The sequence below is a fragment of the Pseudoduganella sp. R-32 genome (genome assembly GCF_049913245.1).
GTDB lineage: Bacteria > Pseudomonadota > Gammaproteobacteria > Burkholderiales > Burkholderiaceae_D > Rugamonas.
This window is the reverse complement of sequence record NZ_CP183987.1, coordinates 250,795-274,819: the sequence shown is the minus strand read 5'-3', so window position 1 is coordinate 274,819 and position 24,025 is coordinate 250,795. Positions and strand designations below refer to the sequence as shown.

The 24,025-nt window shown below is 62.5% G+C and carries 23 protein-coding genes; 13 read left to right on the top strand and 10 right to left on the bottom strand.

All coding sequences use genetic code 11. The features are described 5' to 3' along the window. Positions 1-43 precede the first annotated feature (43 nt). From ACN9MU_RS01210 to ACN9MU_RS01190, 5 genes are all read left to right on the top strand, one after another. Positions 44-961: an N-acetylglucosamine kinase gene (locus ACN9MU_RS01210; RefSeq protein WP_426166719.1), complete on the top strand. Its 918-nt coding sequence runs from the start codon at positions 44-46 to the stop codon at positions 959-961. 7 nt (positions 962-968) lie between these two features. Next, positions 969-1,760: a peptidoglycan recognition protein family protein gene (locus tag ACN9MU_RS01205; protein WP_426166717.1), complete on the top strand. Its 792-nt coding sequence runs from the start codon at positions 969-971 to the stop codon at positions 1,758-1,760. 88 nt (positions 1,761-1,848) lie between these two features. After that, on the top strand, positions 1,849-2,754 hold the full coding sequence (locus tag ACN9MU_RS01200; RefSeq protein ID WP_426166715.1) for a LysR family transcriptional regulator: 906 nt from the start codon (positions 1,849-1,851) through the stop codon (positions 2,752-2,754). Further along, positions 2,751-3,362, top strand: a complete 612-nt coding sequence (locus ACN9MU_RS01195; RefSeq protein WP_426166713.1) for a M15 family metallopeptidase — start codon at positions 2,751-2,753, stop codon at positions 3,360-3,362. The genes ACN9MU_RS01200 and ACN9MU_RS01195 overlap by 4 nt, the downstream gene beginning before the upstream one ends. 13 nt (positions 3,363-3,375) lie before the next feature. Next, complete coding sequence (locus ACN9MU_RS01190) at positions 3,376-3,843, top strand: hypothetical protein (RefSeq protein ID WP_426166711.1); 468 nt, start codon at positions 3,376-3,378, stop codon at positions 3,841-3,843. Here ACN9MU_RS01190 and ACN9MU_RS01185 read toward each other — a convergent pair. Genes ACN9MU_RS01185 through ACN9MU_RS01170 form a run of 4 tightly spaced genes read right to left on the bottom strand, consistent with a single transcriptional unit; the run spans position 3,838 to position 7,421 of the window. Next, the gene (locus tag ACN9MU_RS01185; RefSeq protein WP_426166709.1) at positions 3,838-4,353 is read right to left on the bottom strand and encodes a DUF2939 domain-containing protein; all 516 of its coding nucleotides are present in this window, start codon (positions 4,351-4,353) and stop codon (positions 3,838-3,840) included. The two genes, ACN9MU_RS01190 and ACN9MU_RS01185, sit on opposite strands and share 6 nt — an antisense overlap. Then, entirely contained in the window at positions 4,337-4,597 is a 261-nt protein-coding gene (locus ACN9MU_RS01180) for a hypothetical protein (protein ID WP_426166707.1), read from the bottom strand. The genes ACN9MU_RS01185 and ACN9MU_RS01180 overlap by 17 nt, the downstream gene beginning before the upstream one ends. Before the next feature lie 9 nt (positions 4,598-4,606). Next, the gene (gene dacB / locus ACN9MU_RS01175) at positions 4,607-6,172 is read right to left on the bottom strand and encodes a D-alanyl-D-alanine carboxypeptidase/D-alanyl-D-alanine endopeptidase (RefSeq protein ID WP_426319993.1); all 1,566 of its coding nucleotides are present in this window, start codon (positions 6,170-6,172) and stop codon (positions 4,607-4,609) included. A 10-nt stretch (positions 6,173-6,182) separates the two neighbouring features. After that, positions 6,183-7,421 carry a nucleoside recognition domain-containing protein gene (locus ACN9MU_RS01170; protein WP_426343998.1) on the bottom strand — a complete coding sequence of 413 codons (1,239 nt, stop codon included), beginning with the start codon at positions 7,419-7,421 and terminating at the stop codon, positions 6,183-6,185. A gap of 133 nt (positions 7,422-7,554) precedes the next feature. On the opposite strand from ACN9MU_RS01170, the gene ACN9MU_RS01165 reads away from it, so the two are divergent. From ACN9MU_RS01165 to ACN9MU_RS01150, 4 genes are all read left to right on the top strand, one after another. Beyond that, positions 7,555-9,237 carry an ABC transporter substrate-binding protein gene (locus ACN9MU_RS01165; protein ID WP_426166701.1) on the top strand — a complete coding sequence of 561 codons (1,683 nt, stop codon included), beginning with the start codon at positions 7,555-7,557 and terminating at the stop codon, positions 9,235-9,237. 85 nt (positions 9,238-9,322) lie between these two features. Beyond that, complete coding sequence (locus ACN9MU_RS01160) at positions 9,323-12,079, top strand: TonB-dependent receptor (RefSeq protein ID WP_426166699.1); 2,757 nt, start codon at positions 9,323-9,325, stop codon at positions 12,077-12,079. 112 nt (positions 12,080-12,191) lie between these two features. Next, a complete protein-coding gene (locus tag ACN9MU_RS01155) occupies positions 12,192-13,154 on the top strand; it encodes a S66 peptidase family protein (RefSeq protein WP_426166697.1) in 963 nt (320 codons plus the stop codon). 150 nt (positions 13,155-13,304) lie between these two features. After that, positions 13,305-14,216 (top strand): YihY/virulence factor BrkB family protein, encoded by a 912-nt coding sequence (locus tag ACN9MU_RS01150; protein ID WP_426166695.1) that lies wholly within the window; start codon positions 13,305-13,307, stop codon positions 14,214-14,216. On the opposite strand, the gene ACN9MU_RS01145 is transcribed toward ACN9MU_RS01150, so the two are convergent. Next, positions 14,213-15,517, bottom strand: a complete 1,305-nt coding sequence (locus tag ACN9MU_RS01145; RefSeq protein WP_426166693.1) for an ATP-binding protein — start codon at positions 15,515-15,517, stop codon at positions 14,213-14,215. The two genes, ACN9MU_RS01150 and ACN9MU_RS01145, sit on opposite strands and share 4 nt — an antisense overlap. A 134-nt stretch (positions 15,518-15,651) precedes the next feature. On the opposite strand from ACN9MU_RS01145, the gene ACN9MU_RS01140 reads away from it, so the two are divergent. From ACN9MU_RS01140 to ACN9MU_RS01130, 3 genes are all read left to right on the top strand, one after another. Continuing rightward, positions 15,652-16,140 carry a hypothetical protein gene (locus ACN9MU_RS01140; protein WP_426336736.1) on the top strand — a complete coding sequence of 163 codons (489 nt, stop codon included), beginning with the start codon at positions 15,652-15,654 and terminating at the stop codon, positions 16,138-16,140. 66 nt (positions 16,141-16,206) lie between these two features. Then, positions 16,207-17,082 (top strand): MipA/OmpV family protein, encoded by an 876-nt coding sequence (locus tag ACN9MU_RS01135; RefSeq protein ID WP_426319986.1) that lies wholly within the window; start codon positions 16,207-16,209, stop codon positions 17,080-17,082. Then, on the top strand, positions 17,082-17,777 hold the full coding sequence (locus ACN9MU_RS01130) for a hypothetical protein (protein ID WP_426166689.1): 696 nt from the start codon (positions 17,082-17,084) through the stop codon (positions 17,775-17,777). Before ACN9MU_RS01135 ends, ACN9MU_RS01130 begins: the two co-directional genes overlap by 1 nt. Before the next feature lie 32 nt (positions 17,778-17,809). Here ACN9MU_RS01130 and ACN9MU_RS01125 read toward each other — a convergent pair whose 3' ends face one another. Next, entirely contained in the window at positions 17,810-18,490 is a 681-nt protein-coding gene (locus ACN9MU_RS01125) for a response regulator (protein WP_426166687.1), read from the bottom strand. A 58-nt stretch (positions 18,491-18,548) separates the two neighbouring features. Here ACN9MU_RS01125 and ACN9MU_RS01120 point away from each other — a divergent pair, with 58 nt between their 5' ends. Then, entirely contained in the window at positions 18,549-19,103 is a 555-nt protein-coding gene (locus tag ACN9MU_RS01120; RefSeq protein ID WP_426166685.1) for a tetratricopeptide repeat protein, read from the top strand. Between the two features lie 12 nt (positions 19,104-19,115). Here the strand turns inward: ACN9MU_RS01120 and ACN9MU_RS01115 are convergent, their stop codons facing one another. The 4 genes from ACN9MU_RS01115 to aceK form a co-directional block, all read right to left on the bottom strand. Next, positions 19,116-20,243 carry an acyl-CoA dehydrogenase gene (locus ACN9MU_RS01115; RefSeq protein ID WP_426319984.1) on the bottom strand — a complete coding sequence of 376 codons (1,128 nt, stop codon included), beginning with the start codon at positions 20,241-20,243 and terminating at the stop codon, positions 19,116-19,118. A gap of 72 nt (positions 20,244-20,315) precedes the next feature. Beyond that, complete coding sequence (locus ACN9MU_RS01110) at positions 20,316-20,984, bottom strand: SDR family oxidoreductase (protein WP_426166681.1); 669 nt, start codon at positions 20,982-20,984, stop codon at positions 20,316-20,318. A 5-nt stretch (positions 20,985-20,989) separates the two neighbouring features. Then, the gene (locus ACN9MU_RS01105) at positions 20,990-22,189 is read right to left on the bottom strand and encodes an acetyl-CoA C-acyltransferase (protein ID WP_426166679.1); all 1,200 of its coding nucleotides are present in this window, start codon (positions 22,187-22,189) and stop codon (positions 20,990-20,992) included. Further along, a complete protein-coding gene (gene aceK / locus ACN9MU_RS01100) occupies positions 22,182-24,005 on the bottom strand; it encodes a bifunctional isocitrate dehydrogenase kinase/phosphatase (RefSeq protein ID WP_426319981.1) in 1,824 nt (607 codons plus the stop codon). The genes ACN9MU_RS01105 and aceK overlap by 8 nt, the downstream gene beginning before the upstream one ends. Positions 24,006-24,025 lie beyond the last annotated feature (20 nt).

Below are 24,025 nucleotides of genomic sequence, written 5' to 3'. Positions count from 1 at the left end.
TTCATGCAAAGATGTCGGCGTTTCAACGTACACTCGACAGATCATGGGCAAACCTGACACCGATCGTACCTTAGGGCTGGGAATCGATGCTGGAGGCACGGAAACACGCTGGGCGCTTGCCACCCCGGCAGGCGACATCGTGGCCGAAGGAACGGTCGCCGGGCTGTCCGCCCTGATGATGGCCAAGCCGGCCGGACGCGAGCTGATCCACACCATCTTCAGCCAGCTGGCGCAAGACGTACTGGAAGCCGGCAAGCCACTGCGCATCTGCGCCGGGCTGACTGGCTTCGGCGGCGATGGCGCCGTGCTGCTGGACTGGCTCTCCACGCTGCTCGGCGTACGCCTGGACGCCATCACGCTCTGCAACGATATCGAAGTTGCCTATCTCGACGCCTTCGAGCCCGGCCAGGGTTACCTGGTCTATGCCGGTACCGGTTCAATTGCCGCCTTCATCGACGAGCAAGGCGAATTCCACCGCGCCGGCGGCCGCGGCGTCATGCTGGACGATGCCGGCGGCGGCTTCTGGATTGCGCGCGAAGCGATGCGCCGTATCTGGCGCGGCGAGGATGAACAGCCCGGCGCCTGGGAGGACTCGCCGATGGCGCATGCGGTGTTCGACCATGTCGGCGGCAGCGACTGGTCTTTCTCGCGCAACTTCATGTACACCCAGGAGCGCGGCGACATCGGCAAGCTGGCGCTGGCCGTTGCCATGAGCGCGGGGGCCGACCCCGCCGCCCGCCACATCCTGCTGCAGGCTGGCCGCGAACTGGCGCGCCTGGCGCTGGCGCTGGTGACGCGCTTCGGCGCGCGGCCGATTGTCCTGTCCGGCCGCGCGGCCGAACTGCATCCCCTGATTTTCGAAGCCATGCGCACCGACTTGCCGCCTGAATTCCATTTGCAAAAACGCAGCGCCAGGCCGCATCATGCGGCTGCCAGGATGGCCGCCCGGCCACGCAACTAAGGAAACCATGAAAAAACTGCTGCTCGCTTCCCTGATCGCCCTACTGACCGGTTGTGCCACCCAGCTGCCGAACATCGACCATTCGCTGACCTCCAAAGGGCAGAGCAGCCGCGTGCGTTTCGTCGTGATCCATTACACCGTGACCGACTTGCCGCTGTCGATCAAGCTGCTGACCGAGAAAGATGTGAGCGCCCACTATCTCATCACCGACGAGAATGAGCCGCGCGTCTACGCCCTGGTCGACGAAAACCGCGCCGCCTGGCACGCCGGGCTGAGCAGCTGGAAGAACTACACGGCGCTGAACCACAGCTCGATCGGCATCGAGATCGTCAACCCCGGCTTCAAGGACATGCCCGACGGCCGCCACTGGTATGGCTTCTCCGAGCGCCAGATCGACCAGCTGGTCGCCCTGCTCAAGCAGATCAAGGAACGCCACCAGATCGCACCGGAAAACTTCCTCGGCCACGCCGATATCGCACCGCAACGCAAGCAGGATCCCGGCCCGATGTTCCCGTGGAAGCGGCTGGCCGACGAAGGCCTGATCGCCTGGCCGGACGCGGCCGCCGTGGCCGCGGTGCGTCCGCAATACGAAGCCCAGCTGCCGGACATCGCCTGGTTCCAGCAAAAGCTGGCCCAGCACGGCTACGCCACCCCGCAGACCGGCGTGCTGGACCCAGAAACCCAGAATGTGCTGGTGACCTTCCAGGCCAAGTACCGCAACAGCAAATGGGACGGCGTGCCGGACGCCGAATCCGCCGCCATCCTCGACGTGCTGACTGCGCCCAAGCCAATACAGTAAGGCGGTTTGCACGGCCGCCGGCTTTCCCCTATCCTGCCAACATGCCGCAGGGGACGACCGGCGGCGCCGAGGAAGAGGAACCAGGACAATGCGGCTGCGCCACATCGAAGTTTTCCACGCCATCATGCAGGTTGGCACCATCAGCGGCGCCGCCCAGGTGCTGCATATTTCCCAGCCAGCCGTGACCAAGGTGTTGCAGCACGCCGAGCTGCAACTGGGCATGCCGCTGTTCGAGCGCGTGCGCGGCAAGCTGTACCCGAAGCCGGAAGCGCACCGCCTTTTTGCCGAGACCGAAAAACTGCACCGCGACCTGCAGGGCATCCGCCGCCTGGCGGCCAGCCTGAAAGGCCGCGCCGTCGAAACCGTGGGGCTGGTGTCGACGCCGACCATCGCTATCAGCGTCCTGCCGCAAGCCATGAGCGAATGGCGCAAGGAATTTCCCGACACGCGCTGCGAACTGGCCACCCACCACACCTCCGAAATCGTCAACACCTTGCGCCTGGGTGAAGCCGACATGGCGCTTTCGCTGCAGGACCCGCGCCACCCCGGCATCATCGCCGAACCGATTGCACAAGGCGTGATGACGGTGATCGCGCCGGCCGGTACCTGGCGCAGCGATGAAGCGGGCATGCCGCTGACGGCGGAAGGCCTGAGCGGTGAACTGATAGGCCATGCCGACAACGACCCGTTGGGCGAGATGATCGTGGCTTCCTGCGAAGCACAGGGCATCCAGCCCAACTTCCGCACCACGGTGCAGACTTACCAGATTGCCCGTTCGCTGGTGGAAGCCGGCGCCGGCCTGGCCGTGGTCGATCCTTTCACGGCGGCGTCGGCCGATCCGGCCAAGGTGCAGAAACGCCAGTGGGCGCCGGCCATTCCGATCCAGCTCTTCCTGCTGACGAACAGCCACGCGCCGCTGTCGCACGGCGCCCGCCAGTTGGCCGACTCCATCGCCAGCATGGCGCGCGCCTGCCTGGAACAAGGAAAGCAATGAGCAAGACCACCCGCAGCGAAGACGTTCTCGGTAACCCCGACTTCCGCCACCTGGCCACCATCGCCGGTATCGCGGTCGACCTGCGCTATGCGGGGCCGGACAACTTCGTCGGCCGCGACCTGTATTCGCCGCTCGATTGCGCCTGGCTGCATCGCGACGCCGCCGCCGCCATCGAACGGGTGGTGGCTTACCTGGCACGGCGCGCTCCCGGCTACAAGGCGCTGCTGCTCGACGCCCTGCGCCCGCACCGCGTGCAGGAAGAGCTGTGGCAGGCGCTGGCCGGCACCAGCCTGCAGATGTACCTGGCGCCGCCGGAACGCGGCTCGATCCATTCCTTCGGCATGGCGGTCGACATCACCATCCTCGACCCATCCGGCCAGGAGCTCGACATGGGCACGGGCTTCGACGACATGACGGAATTGTCGCACCCGGTGCTTGAGGCACGGCACCTCGCCAGCGGGGAACTGACTGCCGCACAAGTCGCCAACCGCCAGTTGCTGCGCGATGCCATGTTCCAGGCTGGCTTCGCCGGCATCAACAGCGAATGGTGGCATTTCGACTGCGGCGACCGCGTGCTGGTGCGCCGCGACTACACCAAAGTCCTATAAGGAGACAGCCCTTATGCAGCAGCCCTGGTCTACCACACGAGCAATCCTGACCGGCGGCACGCTGGGCGGCTTGCTGGACATCCTGTTCGCGATCAGCTTCGCCGGCTATAACGGCATGCCGCCGGAGCGCCTGCTGCAAGTGGTGGCCAGCGGTGCACTGGGCAAGGCGGCCTTCACCGGCGGCGCTCCCGCCGCTGCATTCGGCCTGGCCTGCCACTTCGCCTTGAGTTTTGTGTGGATGGCGCTCTTCTTCTTCGCGGCGCGACGCGCCCCGGCATTGGCGCGCAAACCGCTGCTGGCGGCCGTCGGCTACGGCCTGCTGGTGTTCTTCACGATGCGACTGGTGGTGCTGCCGCTATCGGCGTTCCCGCGCCCGGTGACGTTCAATGCCTTCTCATGGGGCATGGACATCCTGTCGCACATCTTCCTGTTCAGCCTTCCAATCGTGTGGGCCACGCGCAAGGTGCTGCGCGCGTCATAGGCGAAATTCGGACAGCTTCCAGTCCGCAAAGCCGTTGCGGACGAAGACCAGCGCGATCTTGTCGTTGCGGACGATGTAGCGGTCGACGCCATCGCGCTCGGTCACCCATTTCGGTTTCGCTGCGCCGGAGTCCGGCTCTTCGTCCCGTTCCCGCTCACGGTCACGGGCGTCGCGATCCTCGTGGCGCCGGTCGCGCTTCTTCGCAAAATCACCGTGCTCCAGCACAAACATCACCGCCTCCGGCCGCACCAGTGCATCCACCACCACGCCGCCGAGCAGGCGCCCGAAGCCGCTGAGCGCATCGTCGCCCGGCTTGCCGGCGATATCGTCCTTCATGTTCTCGCGTAGCGCCGGAAAATCGACGTGGCTATTGAAGGCCTCCACATCATGCACCCGCACCGCTTCCTTCATCTGGTGCACAACCAGCAGCGGCGACCAGTACCAATACGCCGCCACCGCAACTACAACCGCCAGCAGCGCGCTCGGAATCCCTTTACTTCGTCTTGCCATCGTTCCCCCAACGCCAGCGCGGAGGTTCACCCGTGAGGTAGCAAACCAGGATAAAGATCGCCGTGGCGGCCGTGGTCAGGACCAGGAATCCAAGCGGTGAACGCGCAGGATTCAGCACCACTGCGCCGGCCGCCATGGCCACCACGTAGGCGGCAAGCACCAGCCAACCCTGCCAGGTGCCAGGCACGCCCCATCCCCAGCCATGGCTTTTGGCTGGGAACCAATACTGTTTCGTTTCGCTCATGGATGCTCCTTATCGTGCGCTCGGCACCTCGTTTGCCGCTTGCGGTGCCGCGCTGCGCGCGACCCAATCGATCACGCCGTCTGCCAGCGCGCGGCCATTGCCGTTGCCAGCGCGTTCGTGGTTGACCATGACCACCACGATACACTGGCGGCCACTGGCGTCGGGGACGTAGCCGGCGATCGCGACCACGTTCTTGAGGGAACCGGTTTTGATGCGGGCGCGCATCGCTGCAGGGCTTTCTTTCAGGCGGCGCCTCATGGTGCCATCGATCGCCGCAATCGGCAGGCTAGTGAGGAACTCGGGCGCCCACAGGGACGTTTGCGCGACCCTCAGCAGGCCGGCCATCTGATTGGGAGTAAATCGTTCGATGCGCGACAGGCCGGAACCGTTTTCGAACACCATGCCGGTATCGTCGACGCCCTGGCCGCGCAGCCAGGTGCGGATCTCAAGTTCGGCACGGACCTGCGTGGGCATGCGAGGTGGCGCATCCATCATGGCGCAGCATTGGGGCTGGGCGGCGGGAGCGTCCGCGAGGTCGGGCAGCGGCCGGCTGCCAAGCAAGGGATCGGCCTGCAGGCTGCCCAGGCTCAGGAAAATGGTGCGGGCCAGTCCATTGTCGGACAGCTTGTTGGTATCGCGCACCATCTCGGGCAGGGATCGGCTCACATGCTCGGCCAACAGCGTCGACGAACCGCTATTGAAGGCGCGTGACTGCGCCTCGGAAGCCTCGACCGCCTGGCCACTGAACTGGCCTCCAAGCCGTTCCCAGGTCGCGCGGAACAGGCGCTCGGCGTAATCCGTGCGGTCCAGGACATTGATCACATTGGTCCGGCTGCAGTTGCGCGGGAATGTCCCCTTCAGCACCACGGTCAGGTTTGGACCGTTGCGCACGTATTCGGGAATCTTCCAGCCGTCCTCCCACTTTGCGCAATCGCGGTCTACCAAGGTCAGCTCGGAACGCACGCGCACATTGTCCAGTTCCGGCAGCACGCTGGCCTTGATCGACTTCGCATCGGACGTGATATCGAGGGTCTGCAGGTTCATGTTCAGCAGCAGCGCATCGGGAATCAGGTTGTAATACGCCTCAGGCGATTCATCGAACGGCGGCGCACCTGCATCGGCACGCGCCGGCTGCCAGAGCTGGCGGTCCAGCACCAGGTTGCCTTCGATCCTGCGGATGCCTTTGGTGCGCAGTTTTTCCAGCATATGCGTGAAGGCGTCGGCAGTGAAGTCGCCATCGGCGCCGCCGCGCAGCACCAGGTCGCCATGCAGCACGCCGCCCGCAACTTCTCCTGTTGTGCGCAGCTCGGTGCGGCCACGGAACTGGGGCCCGAGCACATCCAGGCCCACCATGGTGGTGAACAGCTTCATGATCGAGGCAGGCGTAAAGGTACGCGTCGCTTCGTGCGACACCAGCACCTCATCGCCGCGCAGCACCACCGCCCCGATGGCATTTTCCGGAATGCCTTTTTCGGCGGCCAGCCTGGCGATCGGCTCCGGCAGCGCCGCCTGGGCGCAAGCGCTGATTGCGGCAAACAATGTGGCAAACAATGTGGCAAGAAGCAGGCGGCGCATCAATGGGTCCTTAACCGAAAAACACGTAGGCTACCGCAATCGCGGTCAAAACCCCCGCGAGATCCGCAATCAGGCCGGCGGAAATTGCATAGCGTGTCTTGCGGATGCCGACCGAGCCGAAGTACAGCGCCACGATATAGAAGGTGGTATCGGCCGAACCCTGGAAGATGCAAGCCAGGCGGCCGACGAAGGAGTCGGGTCCGTAGGTCTTCATCGCATCGATCATCATGGCGCGCGAACCGGAACCGCTGAAAGGCTTCATCAGCGCGGTCGGCAGCGAAGGCACGAAATCCGTGCGCAGGCCGAGCGCACTGAACACCCAGTTGAAAGCATCCATTACCAAACCGAAGACGCCCGCGTTGCGCAGTACGCTGATCGCCACCAGCATGCCGACCAGATAAGGAATCACCGTCAGCGAAGTCTGGATGCCGCCCTTCGCGCCCTCAATGAACGCCTCGTACACGTTCACCTTCTTGAGCAAGGCGCCGATGATGAAGGCCGCGATGATCGAAATCAGGATCAGGTTGGACGCCACCTTGGACACCACCTCGATCTGCTCGCGCGTGAGGAAAGCGGTGAAATACCAGATCAGTCCCGCGATGGCCGCCGTCATGCCGCCGATCCAGGCCAGTAGCACAGGGTCGAACAGGTTCAGGCGTTGGCGGATGCCGACCGCGATGATGCCGGTGATCGTAGCGGCGTAGGTGGCGATCATGCACGGAATGAAAATATCGGAGGGATCGGCCGCGCCGAGGATGGCGCGCTGCGCCATGATCGCCAGCGGGATCAGGGTCAGACCGGAAGTGTGCAACACCAGGAACATGATCTGGGCGTTGCTGGCCGTGTCCTTGTTCGGGTTAAGCGACTGCAGGCTTTCCATCGCCTTCAGGCCGAATGGAGTGGCGGCGTTGTCGAGGCCCAGCAGGTTGGCCGAGAAGTTCATCACCATAAGACCGGTGGCCGGGTGGTCCTTCGGCACCTCCGGGAAGATGCGCGAGAAGAAGGGCGAGATGATCTTGGCCAGCCAGCCGATTGCGCCCGCCTTTTCGCCTACGTTCATGATCCCCAGCCACAGCGTCATGACGCCTGCCAACGGCAGCGCAATGTCCATCACACCCAGCTTGGCGGATTCGAAAGTCCCGTCGATGATCTTCTTGAAGATCTCCGTATCGCCCATGAACAGCCATTGGATGATGGCGGCTGCGAAGCCGACGAGGAAAAATCCGGACCAGATGTAATTGAGGGACATGGATGTACTTCTTGTAGTGGAATGACCAATTTTGCAGCGAAAGTATAGGGCCAGCGGATGAAAGTATGCGCTTCGCTCATGTAAAAAAGTTATAAGCTGGCGTATCGCCACGCACTGGCTTATGCTCCGCCGCATGAAAAACTTTCGCGTTCTCGCCGCCGCCCTGTCCCTTGCCCTGGCTGGCGCAGCTCCGGCAGTGCTGGCAGCCGACAAAGTCCTGCACGCCTTCCTGTCGACGGGCGAAACCGGCCTCGATCCTGCCGTCGCCTCCGATCTGGCCAGCCTGAGCCTGCTTGAAAACCTGTTTGAGCCGATGCTGCGCTACGACTACGAAGCGCGCCCGGTCAAACTGGCCCCCAGCAGCCTGCGCGAAATGCCGACCAGCGATGCCAGCGGCAAGGTCTGGACCTTCCACCTCAAGCCCGGCATGTTCTTCAGCGATGATCCCGCATTTAAGGGAAAGAAGCGCGAAGTTACGGCCTCGGATTATAAATTCGCCATCGAACGCCTCCTCGATCCGGCGTTAAAGTCGCCCTGGTCCTTCATGTTCGAGGGCAAACTGGCGGACTTGCGCGTGCTTGATAAGTACACCTTGCGCCTGACGCTGAAAGAACCCGACCCAAGCCTGCTGTTCTATCTTGCCCTGCCGGCTACCGGCGCGGTGGCGAAAGAGGTGACCGATGCCTACGGCAGCCAGGTCGGCAACCACCCGGTCGGCAGCGGTCCCTTCGTCATCGAAGAATGGAAGCGCAGCGACAAGATCACGCTGGCCGCCAACAAGGGCTACCACCAGGTCTGGCAAGGCAAGCACCTGCCGCTTGTCGACAAGGTCGAAGTCAAGATCATGGAGGAATACCAGTCGCGCGTGCTGGGCTTCCTGAATGGCGAGTTCGACTATATCGAGCAGGTGCCCGAGTCGATGCGCGACATGGTGCTCGATCCGTCGTCGGCCAAGCCAGTGCTGAAAAAGGACCTGGCCGCACGTGGCATGGTGCTGTCCCCATTCCCGGTGCTGCAGACCTATTACATGTGGATGAACATGGACGATCCGGTGATCGGCGGCTACAGCAAGGAAAAGGTCGCCCTGCGCCGCGCCATAGCATTGGGTTATAACAGCCCCGAGGACATCGCCCTGCTGAAGAAAGGCCTGGCCATCCCCGCGCAAAGCCCGCTGCCGCCGAACGTGCTGGGCTACGACCGGGCCTATCGCAGCCCGATCAGCTACAACCCCAAGCTGGCCAAAGCCCTGCTCGACCGCTTCGGCTACAAGGTGGGCAAGGACGGCTTCCGCACCCTGCCTAACGGGCAACCGCTGGCGCTGGTCATGCACAGCGAGCCGACCATGGTCGGCCGCCTGCGCGACGAGCTGTGGCGCAAGAACCTGAATGCCCTGGGCATCCGGGTCAGCTTCAAGACCGACAAGAAGACCGAAATCATCAAGGCCAGCCGCCTCGGCAAGGTGCAGATGTTCGAAACCAACTGGATCGCCGACTTCCCGGACGGGGACAACTTCTTCCAGCTGCTGTGGGGCCCAAATAGCGGCCGCGCCAATTACGCCCGCTTCAACCTGCCTGACTACAACACCCGTTACGAGAAAGCCCGCCAGCTCAGCGACGGTGCGGAGCGCAACGCCCTGTACCGCGAGCTGAACCAGCTGATCCACGCCTATAACCCCTGGGTATTGCTGATCCACCCGATCTCGGCCGATATCCAGCAACCGTGGCTTAAAAACTACAACCGACACCCAGTCGAACTCACCAACTGGCGCTACCTCGACATTGAAGCAAAAAGCAATGTGACGCCGGCATTACATTAGGTTATGGACGTAAGAGTAATTTTCATTGGATGACAAGATTTCTCCGGAGCTAACCTGCAAAAAACACCTATCTTGGGAGAGGCTCGTGAAGGTTAAAAAGCTGGCGCAACTGATTGCGCTCATTGGAGTGGTCAGCCCCGCAATCGCACAGGAAGCTGCGCAGCCGATGCAGCGCGTCGAGATCACCGGTTCCAGCATCAAGCGTGTAGCGGCCGAAGGCGCCCTCCCGGTACAAGTCATCACCTTCGATGCCATCAAGAAGGCCGGCATCACCAGCACTGAGGACCTGCTGCGCAGCATTTCCGCCAACGGTACCGGCGCCGACAATATGACTTCGGGTAACAACGTGTTCGGCGCCGACGCCGACCGCGTGTCCGGCGGCGCCTCCTTCGCCTCCTTGCGCGGCCTGGGCCCGAACGCCACCCTGGTGCTGCTGAATGGCCGCCGCGTGGGCAACCACGGCGCCTCCGGCAAGGCGGTCGACCTGAATTCGATTCCGCTCGGAGCCATCCAGCGCGTGGAAATCCTGAAAGACGGTGCTTCTGCCATTTACGGCACCGACGCGATCGGCGGCGTGGTCAACTTCATCCTGCGGACGGACTACACCGGCCTGGAAGCGGAAGCCAGCTACAACGCAACTGAAGCCGGTGGCGGCATGCAGCGCCGGTACTCCCTGCTGGGCGGCGTGGGCAGCCTGGCCGAACAGGGCTGGAACGTGATGGCCAGCGTGACGCATGACGTCAACGACAAGCTGTCGTCCAGCCAGCGCGACTTCGCCAATGGCTTCCAGCCGGAGCGCGGCCTGTCGCCGGACACCACCGGCACGCCCTACGCCAACATCCTGACCGGCGCCGGCACGGCATTGGGAACGGGCTTCAAGGTCCCAGGAGACAACACCACCTACCTACAGGCCAGCCCGCTGAGCTTCCAGGGCAAGTGCGGCAGCATTCCCGGCATGTCTCAATACCAGACCGACCTGTGGAAAGACGTTACGGCGCCAACCCGCACCAGGTATTCCTGTGCCTATGACTATGGCGCGGACTACGTGATCAGCTTCCCGGTCGAACGCACCAACGCTATCTCGCGCGCGACTTTCCAGTTGAGCCCTGAGCACAAGCTGTTCGCGGAGCTGCTGGGCTCGCGCACCAAGGCGACTGCCGAACTGACCCCGGTGCAGATTTCGACCAGCCTGGCCAATGGCGCCGCCTATCCGGTCAATGGCCCGTATTACCTGGATATGACGCAGTTCATTCCTGCTTACGACAAGACCAAGCCGATCATCTACAAATGGCGCTCAACCCCCTGGGGCAACCGCACCCAGGAGAACGTGACCGAAAACCTGCGCGGACTGATCGGCATGGAAGGCGTGCTGGCGGGTAAATACGACTACAAGTTTGGCCTGTCGCGCGCCCAGAGCACCACCAAGACCGACCTGGTCGACGGTTATGGCTGGACCAGCCAGATCTACTCAGCCCTTGGCACCGGCAAGATCAATCCGTGGCTGTTGCCCGGCCAGAGCCAGACCGACGAAGCCATGAACCTGATCGAATCGACCAAGTTCCGCGGGCGCCTGCAGCATGGCAAGACCACCATGACCCAGCTCGATGGTTCGATCTCGGGCGAGGTATTCCAGCTCCCGGCGGGTGCCGTATCGATGGCAGTCGGCCTCGACCTGCGCAAGGAAACTTACGAGTTCGCGCAGGATGTCGACGCGACCAAGATCCTGCTCGCTCCCGGCAACGCCAACCAGGACCGGGTCAGCCGCAATATCAAGGCGGTTTACGCTGAAATGATCGTCCCGGTGATCAAGGACCTGGAAGTGCAACTCGCAGTGCGCCGCGACGATTATTCGGTGATCGGCGCCACCACCAACCCGAAAGTGTCGTTCCGCTGGCAGCCATCACAGAACCTGATGTTCCGCGGCTCCGCCTCGAAGGGCTTCCTGGCGCCGAGTTTTACCCAGCTCTATTCGGGCCGCCTGCTGGGCGAACTGCCCAACGGCACCATCGACCAGGAGGGCTGCGCCCAGCATCCGGGCGACCCGGCCTTCTGCGCCATTCCACGCCTGAACTACTTCTCGGGCGGCAATCCGGGCCTGAAGCCCGAAACCTCCAAGCAAGGCACGCTTGGCATGGTGATCGCGCCGTTCACCGGCTTCACCGCCTCGCTGGACTACTGGGCGATCAACATCCAGAACCGCATCCTGAACCGCACGCCGCAAATAGTGCTGAAGAACTGGCAGTACCTGAACGACTACATCATCCGTAACCCGCAAACCGGTGTGATCGACCACGTGGAGGCAGGCTGGATCAATGCCGCCGGCCTGAAAACCCGCGGCCTGGACCTGGGCATGCGCCATGACGGCAAGTTCGGCGAGTACAAGACCACCGCCACGCTGGATGGCACCTGGATGCAGTCCTTCAAGTTCGCCGAGTTCGAAGGCCAGCCATTCATCGAGCAAGTCGGCCAGTTCGCCACCCGCGACGTCTACCTGCGCTGGAAGCACAATGCCGGCCTGACCGTCTCGCGCGGCGACTGGAGTGTACTGTTCAACAACAAATTCGCCTCGCACTACGCTGACCAGTTGCCAAATGGCGGCAAAGGCACGCCGCCCGCCGGCTTTGACCCGAAGATCAAGCACTACAGCATCTTCGGCATTTCGGGCACGTACACCGGCTTCAAGAACACCACCATCACGGCCGGCATCCAGAACCTGTTCGACACCGACCCGCCATTCACCGCCCATAATGTGGACGAGGTGGTGGGCGCCGGTTGGGACCCGCGCGTGGCAGACGGCCGTGGCCGCTCCTTCGCGCTCAACCTGAAATACAAGTTCTACTGATGTGATTACCCGGCGCAGTTTTGGCCGAATCGTAACGGCCGCCCTGGCCGCTGCCACACTCCCTGGAGTATCGGCAGCGGCAGGCGGCCGTTCAGTTTCCCGAAAGCCAACCATGAAGAAAACCGCCCTGGTCAAGCCGCCACGCCTGAAAGCTGGCGATACGGTGGGCCTGATCGCCCCCGGCGGGCACACCGACGCCCCGGCGATTGCCAAGGCCATCAAGAATATTGAATCGTTGGGCTTCCACGTCAAGCTGGGCCGTAACCTGGAAGCCGTGTATGGCAACTACGGAGGCTTCCCCGAGCAGCGGCTGGAAGACTTGCACGCCATGTTTACCGACCCCGAAGTTACCGCGATCTGGGCAATTCGTGGCGGCTCTGGCTGCATCCAGTTGCTCGAGCACCTCGACTACGAGCTGATCCGCCGCAATCCCAAGATCCTGATCGGCTACTCCGACATCACGGCGTTGCACCTGGCGATCCAGAAGAAGGTCGGACTGGTCACATTCCACGGCCCGGTAGCCTCCTCCACCTTCTCCGACTACTCGGTGACCCATCTGATGCATGTGCTGATGCAACCGGAGGACGAATACACCATCCCGATGGCGCTGGAAAACAGCCGTAAGGCAGAGGAAGAACCGCACTACGGACTGCGCACGGTGGTGCCCGGTCAGTGTGAAGGTCCGCTGACTGGCGGCAACCTATGCTTGGTCAGTGCCCTGGTCGGCACCGAATACGCCAGCAATTACAAGGGCGGCATCCTGTTCCTGGAAGAGGTAAACGAAGCGCCGTACCGGATCGACCGCATGCTGATGCAGCTCCAGCTCAACCGCAAATTCGATCAGGCCGCCGGCATCATGCTCGGCATTTGCGAAAACTGCGGCCCGCAAGACAGCGACATTTCCCTGACGCTGGACGAAACCACCGACCAACACCTCAAGCCCCTGAAAGTACCCGCCGTCAGCGGCTACAGCTTCGGCCATATCCGCGACCAGTTCACCCTCCCGATGGGCATCCGCGCCCGCCTCGACACCGAACGTCAGACCCTCACCCTGCTCGAACCCGCCGTCTCCTAGCGCCACAGCAGAGCCCGTGTCACACCATGGGGTCACACCCTAACAGTGACACGAGCTCAACTAATGCACAGTCGAGCCCGTGTCACACTCGGGGTGTGACCCCACGGTGTGACACGGGCTCGTCAGCGGACTTCGGCGTAGAATGGGGCGATGCGAATACTCAAGCACAGGGCGGTGGCTTTTGTGCTGGCGCATCCCCTGGATTTTGCCCTGCAGTGCCTGAAGGGTTTCCGGGCCAACCAGGGGCTGTTGCTGGCCGGCGCCGTGGCCTATTACTCGCTGCTGTCCATCGTTCCGCTGCTGATGCTGGTGGTGGTGGCGCTGTCCCATATCATTCCACAGCAGGAGCTGCTGCAGATTATCGGCCGCTATCTCGAGTGGCTGATCCCCGGGCAGTCAAAGGCCGTGGTGGCCGAAGTCGGCCATTTCCTGGAGCATCGTGAACTGGTCGGCTGGGCGCTGGTGCTGGTGATGCTGTTCTTCAGCTCCCTGGCTTTCTCCGTGCTGGAAAACGCCATGTGCTTCATCTTCCTGCACCGCGCCAAGGTGCGCCGGCGTCATTACCTGGTGTCGGCGGTCCTGCCCTACTGCTACATCCTGTTCCTTGGCGTTGGGGCGCTGGTGATGACCCTGGTGGCGGGCAGCCTGCAGGTGATCGGCGAGGAAAGCGTGCACCTGTTCGGCTATAAGTGGTCGCTGCACGGCCTGTCCGGCGTGCTGCTCTACCTGCTGGGACTGGCGGGGGAGGTTCTGATGTTGAGCTCAATCTACCTGGTCATGCCGGTCGGTCGCCTGTCCTGGCCGCACGCCCTGATCGGCGGCGCCACCGCCACTGCGCTGTGGGAAGTAGCACGCCATGTGCTGGTCTGGTACTTCACCACACTGTCGCAGGTGAACCTGGTGTACGGCTCGATGACGACGGCCATCGTCGTCATGTTCAGCCTGGAAATTGGCGCCACCCTGCTGCTGTTCGGCGCGCAGGTGATTTCGGAATTCGAACGGGTCGGTCGCGGGGAGCAGAACAAGGCCCCGCACCGCCTGCAGACCAAGACCGCCTGCTAGCCCGGCAGCGTGATCGTGAAGCGCGCCCCGCCCAGCGCGGAACTGCCGGCCACCAGGGTGCCGCCATGCAGTTGCACCGCCTTGCGCGCGATCGATAGCCCCAGGCCGAAGCCGCCCGTATTGCGGTCGCGGCTGCGGTCCAGCCGGTAGAAGGGTTCGAAAATGCGTTCGCGCTCGGCATGCGGGATGCCGGGACCATCGTCCTCGACCACCACCTGCACTACGCTGCCGATCCGCGCCGCGCCCAGGCGCACCGAACGCGTGCCGTATTTGAGCGCATTGCGCAGCAGGTTGCCGACCGCGCGTTCCAGCAAGCGCTGGTCGCCGCTGAACTGGCCCAGCGTGCCGCCCAATTCCATTTCCAGCAGCATGCCTTCGGAAGGCGGCAGGGTCTCGCGGCAATGGGCCAGTGCCGAGCTCAGGTCGAACGGACGGCGCTGCAGGTGCTGTTCGGCATCCAGGCGGGTCATGCCAAGCAGCTCGTTGACCAGCTCCTTCAGTTCGCGCAGGTCGCCTTCCATGGCGTTGATGCGCTTGTCCAGCGCCGGGTTTTCCGCCGCATCGCGCAGCAACTCCAGCGCGAATTCAAGCCGTGCGATCGGGGTGCGAATCTCATGCCCCACCGAGTGCAGCAGGTTGCGCTGGGAATCAAGCAAGCGCTCGATGCGGTCGGCCATGTGGTTGATGCGCTCCGCCAGCGGATAGATGCTGTCCTTGGGCTCCATATGCGCCCGTGCCCCCAGTTCGCCGCCGCCGAAGCGGTCCGCCACATCGGATAGCTGCTGCAGCCCCTGCCAGTGCGCCCGCGACCAGGCCGCGATCGGAATCAGCAGCACCAGGGCCACGATTAGGTAGCGCACCGCCTCCATCGATAGCGCAAAGCCGATATCGATCGGCAAGTCCTGCGCCACTAGCGCTTCCTCGTTGCTGCCGATATAGCGCTCACCGACCAGGTCCACACGCCGGTAGAAGGCCTTGCGCCCGATATCGAGCACCACGTCGCCGCGCTCGAAGCCCGCCGCGTCGATGCCGGACAGCTGCCGCCGCACATCGCCCAGCGGCACCAGCTCGAAACGCACGCCGGAAACCTCGCGCACCTTGTTCAGGCGGTCCAGCCACTGGTCGGCCGGGGCCTGGTCGATGTACTGCTCGAGGAGGAAGATCTGGGCTGCGGCCTGGCGCCGCGCAATCGAATCGAGGGGGTCGCCAAACAGGCGGTTGATGGCGAAATAGACGATGAATGCCGCCGCACTGATGGACAGCATCACCAGTATGAAAAAACGGAAGAACAGGCGATTCATCAAGGCGTATTGTATAAGAAACAATGGCTTGCAGTGAACCTGTCGTACAAATTTGCGACAAAAAGCGTACAGCTCAGGGCGGATTTCAGGCGATGCTTTACCTAAGATCACACCATCGCCGGGAGGAAATCGTCATGAACCAGATCATTCGCTGCCTGCCCGTGTTGGGAGCCCTGTTCCTCGTCGCCTGCGGCGGCGGAGGCGGCGGTGCGACCACGCATACCTTGGCTGCCGCACCACGGCTAGCTGACGGTACGCTGGCTTTCGAACAACTCGCAAATGTGAGCTATTCGGGTGTGCAGACACCAACCACTTTCGTGGTTCGCGACAGCGAAAGCATGCAAAAGCTGTGGTACAGCACCTACCTGAACATCTTCCCTGTGCCCGATTTGCCTAACGTCGACTTCACACGCAAGATGGTATTGGCCGTGGCGTGGGGCTATGTCGATCCCTGCTCCTCGTACGCGATCGACCGCGTGGCTATCAGCGGCGGCATGGTGGCAGTCAATTATCACCTGACCCCGCCGCTGCCCACCATGATGTGCGCTGCAGTTGTCACCGCACCGGTGCAGATGATTGTTGTCGATCGCATCGATACAACGGTGAACTTCATCAGGAACTGAGCGTTTTAGAGGGATGGGATGGTATTGCATTTAAAATGTACGGCTATCCCAACAGTAGACGTATATATGCGACAGTACCTGTTCCTAGCCATTGCCAGCGCCTGCAGCACCGTAGCTGCGCAGACGCCGGCCACCAACCCGATGCCAGACGGCAGCCGCGATATGTATATTGGTATTGGCGCCCAGTCGGTTCCCCGCTACGACGGATCGAGCGACAACCGCACCCTGGCCATGCCGGTACTCCAGGTCCAGTGGAGCAATGGTATTTTTGTTTCCGGCACCGCCCTGGGCTGGCACCTGTCGCAGACGCCATCGGTGGAATTCGGGCCGATGCTGGCACTGTCGCCGCGCCGCGACCAGGATGGCGTCTCCTTCAGTTTCAGCGGCGTGTCCGCAGAATCCGGCGCGCGCACAGCCCACACCAATCTTCGCCCTGACGAGTTCCGTGAGCGCGAGGAAATTGACTCCAACCGGCTGCGCGATATGGACGTGATCAAACACCGCGTCCTGGCCGGCGGCTTCTTCAACTATTACCTGTCGCCCAAGCTGCGCCTGACGAACACGCTGACTTATGGCAGCGGCAGGGAGCGCAATGGTGCGCGCCTGCATGCCGCCATGCAGTACATGATGACAGACGTGGCGCCGCACCACAGCGTGGTGCTGTCGGCCGGCGTTTCGCTGGTCAACCGCGCCTATAGCGAAACCTGGTTTGGTGTGACCCAGGACGAAGCCGACCGCTCCGGCATCAATAGCGCTTACCGCCCCGGCGCTGGCGTTCAGGATGTGCGCGCCGGCGTGCGCTGGAACTGGGCGTTGAGCCCAAGCTGGATGCTGACTTCCGGCGCCACGGTCAACCGCCTTGTCGGCGATGCAAAGGACAGCCCGCTGGTCGAACGGGCTACCAACTATTCCGTTTCCACGGCCCTGGCTTACCGATTCTGATGAAGATTTTGACCTTGCTCCGCACCACGCTGCCGGCTGTATGCCTGGCAGTGGTGAGCTGCGCCGTCCAGGCGCAGGAGGAGTGGGTCAGCTATCGCGACGCTTACAAGCAGATGGTCGTGTTTGCCAAATACGGCAAGCCGAAGAACTTCCTGCAGATCCATTACGAAGTCAGCCCGCGTGATCCGATGGCGACGCTGGAAGGCTTGCACCTGACGCTGACAGGCAAGAACACCCAGCTTAACCTGCCGCTGGACGCCACCGGCCGCGCCGTTTTCCCGCTGCTGAAGGCAGCCTACGATGATAACGCCGTGCTGGCGCTGAACCGCCGCATGGCCAGCTACCGCTTTGCGCCGCGCGTCACGATCCTGACGCGCAACGACGGCATTTACGAGTCGACCGACTTGCGGGCAGCGTGCGAACAGGCGCTGGCCTACCAGCGCTACATTGATTCCTCCTACGGCTCGAAAAAGTGCGGCGGTGTGCGTTTCGTGTTCGGCAATCGCGCGGATGCGCTGGTGCAGGCGAAATACGGGCCGCGCGAAGCGCCCCTGCCAGTAGTTGATGGTCCAGCCTTCGACGGCGAAACGCTCGGCACTTATCGTACCGCTACTTACCGCTTTGCCGACTGGTCTGCGCAGGGCCAGGTCGTCAGCCAGAATACCCCGCTCGCCATTGCGCCGCTGTTTGAATGAGCGGGCCAGGACCTGACCCAGGTTGACCGGTTCTAGTTCCAGGCCGACGGCGAGAACAGGTACCCCTCGCCCCAAACGGTCTTGATCTTCTCGCCATCGGTATCGTCGAACTTGCGGCGCAGTTTTGAAATCGAGTTATCGATCGAACGGTCCAGGCCATCGAATTCAATGCCGCGCATGGTCTTCAGCAGCGCATCGCGAGACAGCACGGTTCCCGCAGCTTCCGCCAGCACCAGCAGCAGCTTGTATTCCGTATTCGACAATGGACAGGGCTGGCCGCGCCAGGTGACCGAGCGGTCGCTGGTCGCAATGCTCAGCTGGCCGAAGCTCAGGTGGTCCACCTCCGGCTTGCCCTGGCGGCGGCGCAGCAGGGCGCGCAGGCGCGCCAGCAGCACGCGCGGCTGCACCGGCTTGTTGATGAAATCGTCCGCGCCTTGCTCCAGCAGCGATACCTCATCGTAGGAATCCTCTCGGGCGGTCATGATCAGGATCGGCACGTCGCTGATGTCGCGAATCTGCTGGCTGACCTTCATGCCATCCATGCCCGGCAACATCAGGTCCAGCACCACGACGTCGGGATTGGCCGCCTTGAAGCGCGACAGGGCCTCGTCGCCGCGCGGCACCACCTCGACCTTGAATTCATAACCGGCGAGGTACTCCGTGACCAATTCGGCCAGGCGCTCATCATCTTCCACCAACATCACATGAACCATGTCTTTCTCCTTATGGCGGACATTTTATAAGAGCCACAACCTCTCAGCATATATGCACTTGAAATCCGACAAAGTGTTACAAACAGACGAAATTCGCGAAGGGCTGGCCATTTGGCATGCAACATGTAATGCTTGCCAGAACTCAAAGGGAACCGATGTGCCGAAACCGACCGCTATTATTGCCGTGCTTTCCGCTGCGTGCCTGCTTTCAACTGAAGTCATTGCGCATGATAAACAGCCCAAAAAAGCAGAGCCGCATTATGCGAATTCTGCATTCTTGTTGACTGAAGCCGAAAGGAATGAACTGGTTGGCAAAGCTAATGCCGGCGACAACAGGGCGGCCGCCCGCCTGGGCTTCTTTTATGATTTTACGACCCGCAATCGTGAAGCAGCCTACTATTGGTTCAGGAAGGCGGCATTAAATGGCCACGTGACATCCCAATATAACCTGGGCGTGCGCGTGCTGGGCACTTCGAGCCCGGATAAGTGTACCGAGGCGAAGTACTGGTTCACGATGGCGAGCCAGAACGGAATGGAGCAGGCGAAAAAGAGCCTGGACAGCCTCGGCGATTGCCCGGGTTCGCCGCAACAACCGCCGACGCGGGAGCCGTAGCTCCCGCTTGCATCACAACGCGCGGGCGATCAGCAGTTTCTGGATATCGCTCGTGCCTTCATAGATCTGGCAAACGCGCACGTCGCGGTAGATGCGTTCCACCGGGAAGTCGGCAGTGTAGCCATAGCCGCCGTGAATCTGGATCGCGTCGGAGCAGACGCGCTCCGCCATCTCGGAGGCGAACAGCTTGGCCATCGCCGCCTCTTTCAGGCACGGCTGGCCGGCGTCTTTCAGCGACGCGGCATGCCAGATCAGCTGGCGTGCGGCTTCCAGCTGCATCGCCATTTCCGACAGCTTGAACTGCACCGACTGGTGCTCGAAGATCGGCTTGCCGAACGATTCACGTTCGCGTGCGTATTTCAGCGCTGCTTCAAAGGCGGAACGCGCCATGCCGACCGATTGCGAAGCGATGCCGATACGGCCTCCTTCCAGGCCGGACAGGGCGATCTTGTATCCCTGGCCTGGCTCGCCGATCATGTTCGCTGCCGGCACGCGGCAATTCTCGAACAGGATCTGCGCGGTGTCGGAAGAATGCTGGCCCATCTTGTGCTCGATGCCAGCCACAATGTAGCCGGGCGTATTGGTCGGCACCCAGAAGGCGCTGATGCCTTTCTTGCCGGCTGCCTTGTCGGTCACGGCAAACACGATCGCCACGTCGGCATGCTTGCCGGAAGTGATGAACTGCTTGGTGCCGTTGATGACGTAGTCGCCGCCATCCAGCGTGGCGGTGGTGCGCAGGGCGGCGGCATCGCTGCCGGTGTGCGGTTCGGTCAGGGCGAAGGCGCCCAGCATCTCACCTTGCGCCAGCGGGCGCAGCCATTGCTGCTTCTGCTGTTCGTTCGCATACATCAAGCCGATGCTGCACACCGGGCAGTTGTTCACCGAAATGACGGTGGAGGTGCCGCCATCGCCGGCCGCGATTTCTTCCAGCACCAGTGCCAGCGAAACGTAATCGAGGCCCGCGCCGCCCAGTTCTTCCGGCACGGCGACGCCGAAGGCGCCTAATGCCGCCAGTTCCTTCAGTTCTTCTTTCGGGAAGTGATGTTCCTTATCCCAGCGCGCTGCGTTGGGCGCCAGGCGCTCCTGCGAAAACGCACGCAGCGCGTCGCGGATCATTTCGTGTTGTTCGTTGAGGATCATTGTTATCTTTCTGTACGGCTGGGCCCGTGTCACACTTGGGGTGTGACCCCAGGGTGTGACACGGGCTCGGCTTTACCAGCCTATTGGTGAACCGTCATAGTCTCGGTAGACGGCTTGTTCGGATGCCGGCAGTTCGGCCAGCACCTTGCGCAGTCCGCGCACGCTTTCTTCGACCGATAGCGCGGCGCCGGCGCCGCCCATGTCGGTGCGCACCCAGCCCGGGTGCAGCGCCACGCAGGTGGCGCCTTGCGGGCCGAACTGGTGCGCGGTGTCGACCAGCACGGAGTTCAGCGCGGCCTTGCTGGCGCGGTACAGCGAGCCGGATGAACCCTGGCGCTCGCTGAGGGAACCCATGCGCGACGACATCACGGCCAGTTTGCCGCGGCCCGCGCACACCAGCGGCGCGATGATCGGCAGCAGCCGCATCGCCGACAGCACGTTGATGTGCATGACGGCGTCGAAATCGGTTTGCATCGGGAAGCCGTCGCTGCGCGGGCCGTACACGCCGGCGTTCAGGATGGCGACGTCCAGCTGTTCGCCATCCAGTTTCCAGCCCAGGCCTGCTACGGCTTCCACATTCGTTACATCCAGCTTATGGGCTTCGGCACCCATCTCGGCCAGCATGGCGACATCTTCTTTCCTGCGGGCCGTGGCGATCACGCGCCAGCCGTCGGCCAGGTACTGGCGAACCAGTTCCAGGCCGATGCCGCGCGAGGCGCCGATAACGAGTGCCAGCGCCATCGTGCTTAAACCAGCTCGATGCCCATGGCAGTGGCTTCGCCGCCGCCGATACACAGTGCTGCCACGCCCTTCTTGCCGCCCTTGGCTTTCAATGCGCCGATCAGGGTGGTGATGATGCGCGCGCCGGTGGCGCCGATCGGGTGGCCCAGGGCGCAAGCACCGCCGTGCACGTTCACCTTGCTGTGCGGGATGTCCAGGTCGTGCATCGCTGCCATTGGCACGGCGGCGAAGGCTTCATTGATCTCGAACAGGTCAACGTCTCCGACTTTCCAGCCGGTCTTGGCCAGCAGCTTCTGGATCGCGCCCACTGGGGCGGTGGTGAACTGTTCCGGCACCAGGGAGTTGGTGGCGTGGCCGGTGACCTTGGCGATCACGGTGGCGCCCAGCTTCTTGGCGGTGGATTCGCGCATCATGACCAGGGCGGCAGCGCCGTCGTTGATCGAGGAGGACGAAGCGGCGGTGATGGTGCCGTCCTTGGCGAAGGCTGGCTTCAGGGCTGGGATCTTTTCGATCTTGGCTTTCAGCGGGCCTTCATCCTTGTCGATCACTACGTCACCGGCGCGGCCGGATACGGTCACCGGGGCGATTTCCCAGTTGAAGGCACCGGATGCCTGTGCCGCTTGCGCACGCTTGACGGATTCGATGGCGAAGTTGTCCTGCGCTTCGCGGGTGAACTTGTAGGCAGCCGAGCACTGTTCGGCGAAGGTGCCCATGGAGCGGCCGGCGCCGGTCTTGGCGTCGCGGGTGTAGGCGTCTTCCAGGCCGTCGTACATCATGTGGTCGAACATCATGCCGTGGCCGATGCGGTAGCCGCCGCGTGCTTTCGGAATCAGGTAAGGGGCGTTGGTCATGGATTCCATGCCGCCTGCCACGATCACTTCAGCGCTGCCGGCTGCCAGTGCGTCGTAGGCGAAGATCGCTGCCTGCATGGCGGAGCCGCACATCTTGGACAGGGTCACGGCGCCGGCCGATACCGGCAGGCCAGCCTTGATCGAAGCCTGGCGTGCTGGCGCCTGGCCCTGGCCTGCCATCAGGCAGTTGCCGAAGTAGACGTGTTCGACTGCTTCCGGCTTGATGCCTGCGCGTTCGACGGCGGCCTTGATGGCCACTGCGCCCAGGTCATTGGCGCTCAGGCTTGCGAAGTCGCTCTGGAAGGCGCCCATTGGGGTACGTGCTGCGCCGACGATTACGATTGGGTCATTCATTTTCAAAGGTCTCCAAAAGGGAAGGTGTTGCTTGCTTCGCTGCCTCGGGCAGCGAATCTCGGTTGCGGAAACGGACGTGCTGGGGATACGGGAACACGTCCTCAATGACACCACTGGCGATCAGCGCTTTTTTCCTGGCCCACCAGTGAGGCGAGAGCAGCTCGGCGTGGTGCTTCATAAAGTATTTTCGGATTTTCGCGTTACCGAGCAAGAACTTGTCGAACTGCTCGGGAAACACGTCGTGCTTTCCAATGGGGTACCACGGCTCGGCGGACATTTCGTCCTCCTCGTTGCGTGGCGCCGGAATCACACGGAAGTTGCAGTCCGTGATGTATTCAATTTCATCGTAGTCGTAGAAAACGACACGCTTGTGACGGGTGACGCCGAAATTCTTGTACAGCATGTCGCCCGGGAAGATATTCGCTGCCACCAGGTCCTTGATGGCGTTGCCATATTCGATGATGCCATGCTCCAGTGCCGCATCGTCGCCCACTTCATCGGCGTGCGACAGGAACATGTTCAGCGGCACCATGCGGCGTTCAATGTACAGGTGCTTGATCACCAGCTGATCGCCTTCTTCTTCGATCAGCGATGGTGCGAAGTGCTTCAGCTCCATCACCAGCTCTTCGCTGAAGCGGTTGCGCGGGAAGGCGACGTTGGAGTACTCCAGCGTGTCAGCCATGCGGCCCACTCGGTCGTGGTGCTTCACCAGCAGGTATTTGGACTTGATCTGCTCGCGCGTGGTTTCCTTCGGCGGCGGATAGAAGTCCTTGATCACCTTGAACACATAAGGGAAGGACGGCAGCGCGAACACCAGCATCACCAGGCCGCGGATGCCGGGCGCAATCGCGAACAGGTCGGACGAGTGCTTCAGGTGCTGCAGGTAGTCGCGGTAGAAGGCATTCTTGCCCTGCTTCTGCAGGCCGAGGATGGTGTAGATCTCGCTGCGTGGCTTGAGCGGCAGCAGGTTGCGCAGGAACTGCACGTAGGCCGACGGCACTTCCATGTCGACCAGGAAGTAGGCGCGCGTGAACGAGAACAGCAGAACGATGTCCTGCTGCTCCGTCAACACTGCATCCAGCACCAGCTGCTTGTTCTTGTTGTGCAGGATAGGCACCACGAAAGGCAGTTCGCGGCTGCCGTTGATGGCGCGGCCGACGATGTAGGCGCCCTTGTTGCGGAAGAACAGGCTCGAAAGAATCTGTATTTGCGCATTCGGTTCCAGTTCGCCGAACAGGTCGGACAGCCGTTCTTCCACCAGCGCGACATCGCGCGACAGGTTGGCGAACGGGGTGTTCAGCTGGAAGTTGGTGACGATGCGCTTGAGCGTGAAGGTCAGGCCGTCCTTGCCCGGGTAGTACACGCGGTAGGTCGGCGCTACTTCTTCCGTGTCGATGTACTCGGTCGATACGACCGGGCGCACGAAAATGAATTCGTTGTGGAAGTAGGAGCGGTGCAGGATATTGCAGCACACCGAGTTGAAGAAAGTCTCCGCCAGCTCCGGCTGCTTGTGGCCGGACAACATGCCGATGTAGTGCAGCTTGAGTTCGCGCCACACTTCATCGGTCAGCTCGGACGGATCGTATTCGTCCTCCAGCATCTGCACGCACTCCTGCACGCGCTTGTCGTAAAAGTCGATCCGTTCACGCGCCGCGACCTGGGCCACCGCCCAGTCGCCTTGCTCGAAATGCCGCTTGGCCGCCTGCGCCGCTTGCCGGAACAGGCGGTAGTGCTTGTCGAACCCCTCGCGGATGGTGCGCGCGATGTCGAACGCGATTTGCGACGACAGCAGCTTGGGGAAGGCGGCGTGGATCATGGCGGCCTTGCGGGCGGCTT

What these genes read in the sequence shown, in the direction of transcription:
- ACN9MU_RS01150 (WP_426166695.1), top strand. Translation starts at nt 13,305, where the DNA reads ATGCGAATACTCAAGCACAGGGCGGTGGCTTTTGTGCTGGCGCATCCC.
- ACN9MU_RS01210 (WP_426166719.1), top strand. Translation starts at nt 44, where the DNA reads ATGGGCAAACCTGACACCGATCGTACCTTAGGGCTGGGAATCGATGCT.
- ACN9MU_RS01145 (WP_426166693.1), bottom strand. Translation starts at nt 15,517, where the DNA reads ATGAATCGCCTGTTCTTCCGTTTTTTCATACTGGTGATGCTGTCCATC.
- ACN9MU_RS01170 (WP_426343998.1), bottom strand. Translation starts at nt 7,421, where the DNA reads ATGTCCCTCAATTACATCTGGTCCGGATTTTTCCTCGTCGGCTTCGCA.
- ACN9MU_RS01125 (WP_426166687.1), bottom strand. Translation starts at nt 18,490, where the DNA reads ATGGTTCATGTGATGTTGGTGGAAGATGATGAGCGCCTGGCCGAATTG.
- ACN9MU_RS01155 (WP_426166697.1), top strand. Translation starts at nt 12,192, where the DNA reads ATGAAGAAAACCGCCCTGGTCAAGCCGCCACGCCTGAAAGCTGGCGAT.
- ACN9MU_RS01130 (WP_426166689.1), top strand. Translation starts at nt 17,082, where the DNA reads ATGAAGATTTTGACCTTGCTCCGCACCACGCTGCCGGCTGTATGCCTG.
- ACN9MU_RS01195 (WP_426166713.1), top strand. Translation starts at nt 2,751, where the DNA reads ATGAGCAAGACCACCCGCAGCGAAGACGTTCTCGGTAACCCCGACTTC.
- ACN9MU_RS01180 (WP_426166707.1), bottom strand. Translation starts at nt 4,597, where the DNA reads ATGAGCGAAACGAAACAGTATTGGTTCCCAGCCAAAAGCCATGGCTGG.
- ACN9MU_RS01110 (WP_426166681.1), bottom strand. Translation starts at nt 20,984, where the DNA reads ATGGCGCTGGCACTCGTTATCGGCGCCTCGCGCGGCATCGGCCTGGAA.
- ACN9MU_RS01190 (WP_426166711.1), top strand. Translation starts at nt 3,376, where the DNA reads ATGCAGCAGCCCTGGTCTACCACACGAGCAATCCTGACCGGCGGCACG.
- ACN9MU_RS01205 (WP_426166717.1), top strand. Translation starts at nt 969, where the DNA reads ATGAAAAAACTGCTGCTCGCTTCCCTGATCGCCCTACTGACCGGTTGT.
- ACN9MU_RS01200 (WP_426166715.1), top strand. Translation starts at nt 1,849, where the DNA reads ATGCGGCTGCGCCACATCGAAGTTTTCCACGCCATCATGCAGGTTGGC.
- aceK (WP_426319981.1), bottom strand. Translation starts at nt 24,005, where the DNA reads ATGATCCACGCCGCCTTCCCCAAGCTGCTGTCGTCGCAAATCGCGTTC.
- ACN9MU_RS01115 (WP_426319984.1), bottom strand. Translation starts at nt 20,243, where the DNA reads ATGATCCTCAACGAACAACACGAAATGATCCGCGACGCGCTGCGTGCG.
- dacB (WP_426319993.1), bottom strand. Translation starts at nt 6,172, where the DNA reads ATGCGCCGCCTGCTTCTTGCCACATTGTTTGCCACATTGTTTGCCGCA.
- ACN9MU_RS01135 (WP_426319986.1), top strand. Translation starts at nt 16,207, where the DNA reads ATGCGACAGTACCTGTTCCTAGCCATTGCCAGCGCCTGCAGCACCGTA.
- ACN9MU_RS01140 (WP_426336736.1), top strand. Translation starts at nt 15,652, where the DNA reads ATGAACCAGATCATTCGCTGCCTGCCCGTGTTGGGAGCCCTGTTCCTC.
- ACN9MU_RS01105 (WP_426166679.1), bottom strand. Translation starts at nt 22,189, where the DNA reads ATGAATGACCCAATCGTAATCGTCGGCGCAGCACGTACCCCAATGGGC.
- ACN9MU_RS01185 (WP_426166709.1), bottom strand. Translation starts at nt 4,353, where the DNA reads ATGGCAAGACGAAGTAAAGGGATTCCGAGCGCGCTGCTGGCGGTTGTA.
- ACN9MU_RS01165 (WP_426166701.1), top strand. Translation starts at nt 7,555, where the DNA reads ATGAAAAACTTTCGCGTTCTCGCCGCCGCCCTGTCCCTTGCCCTGGCT.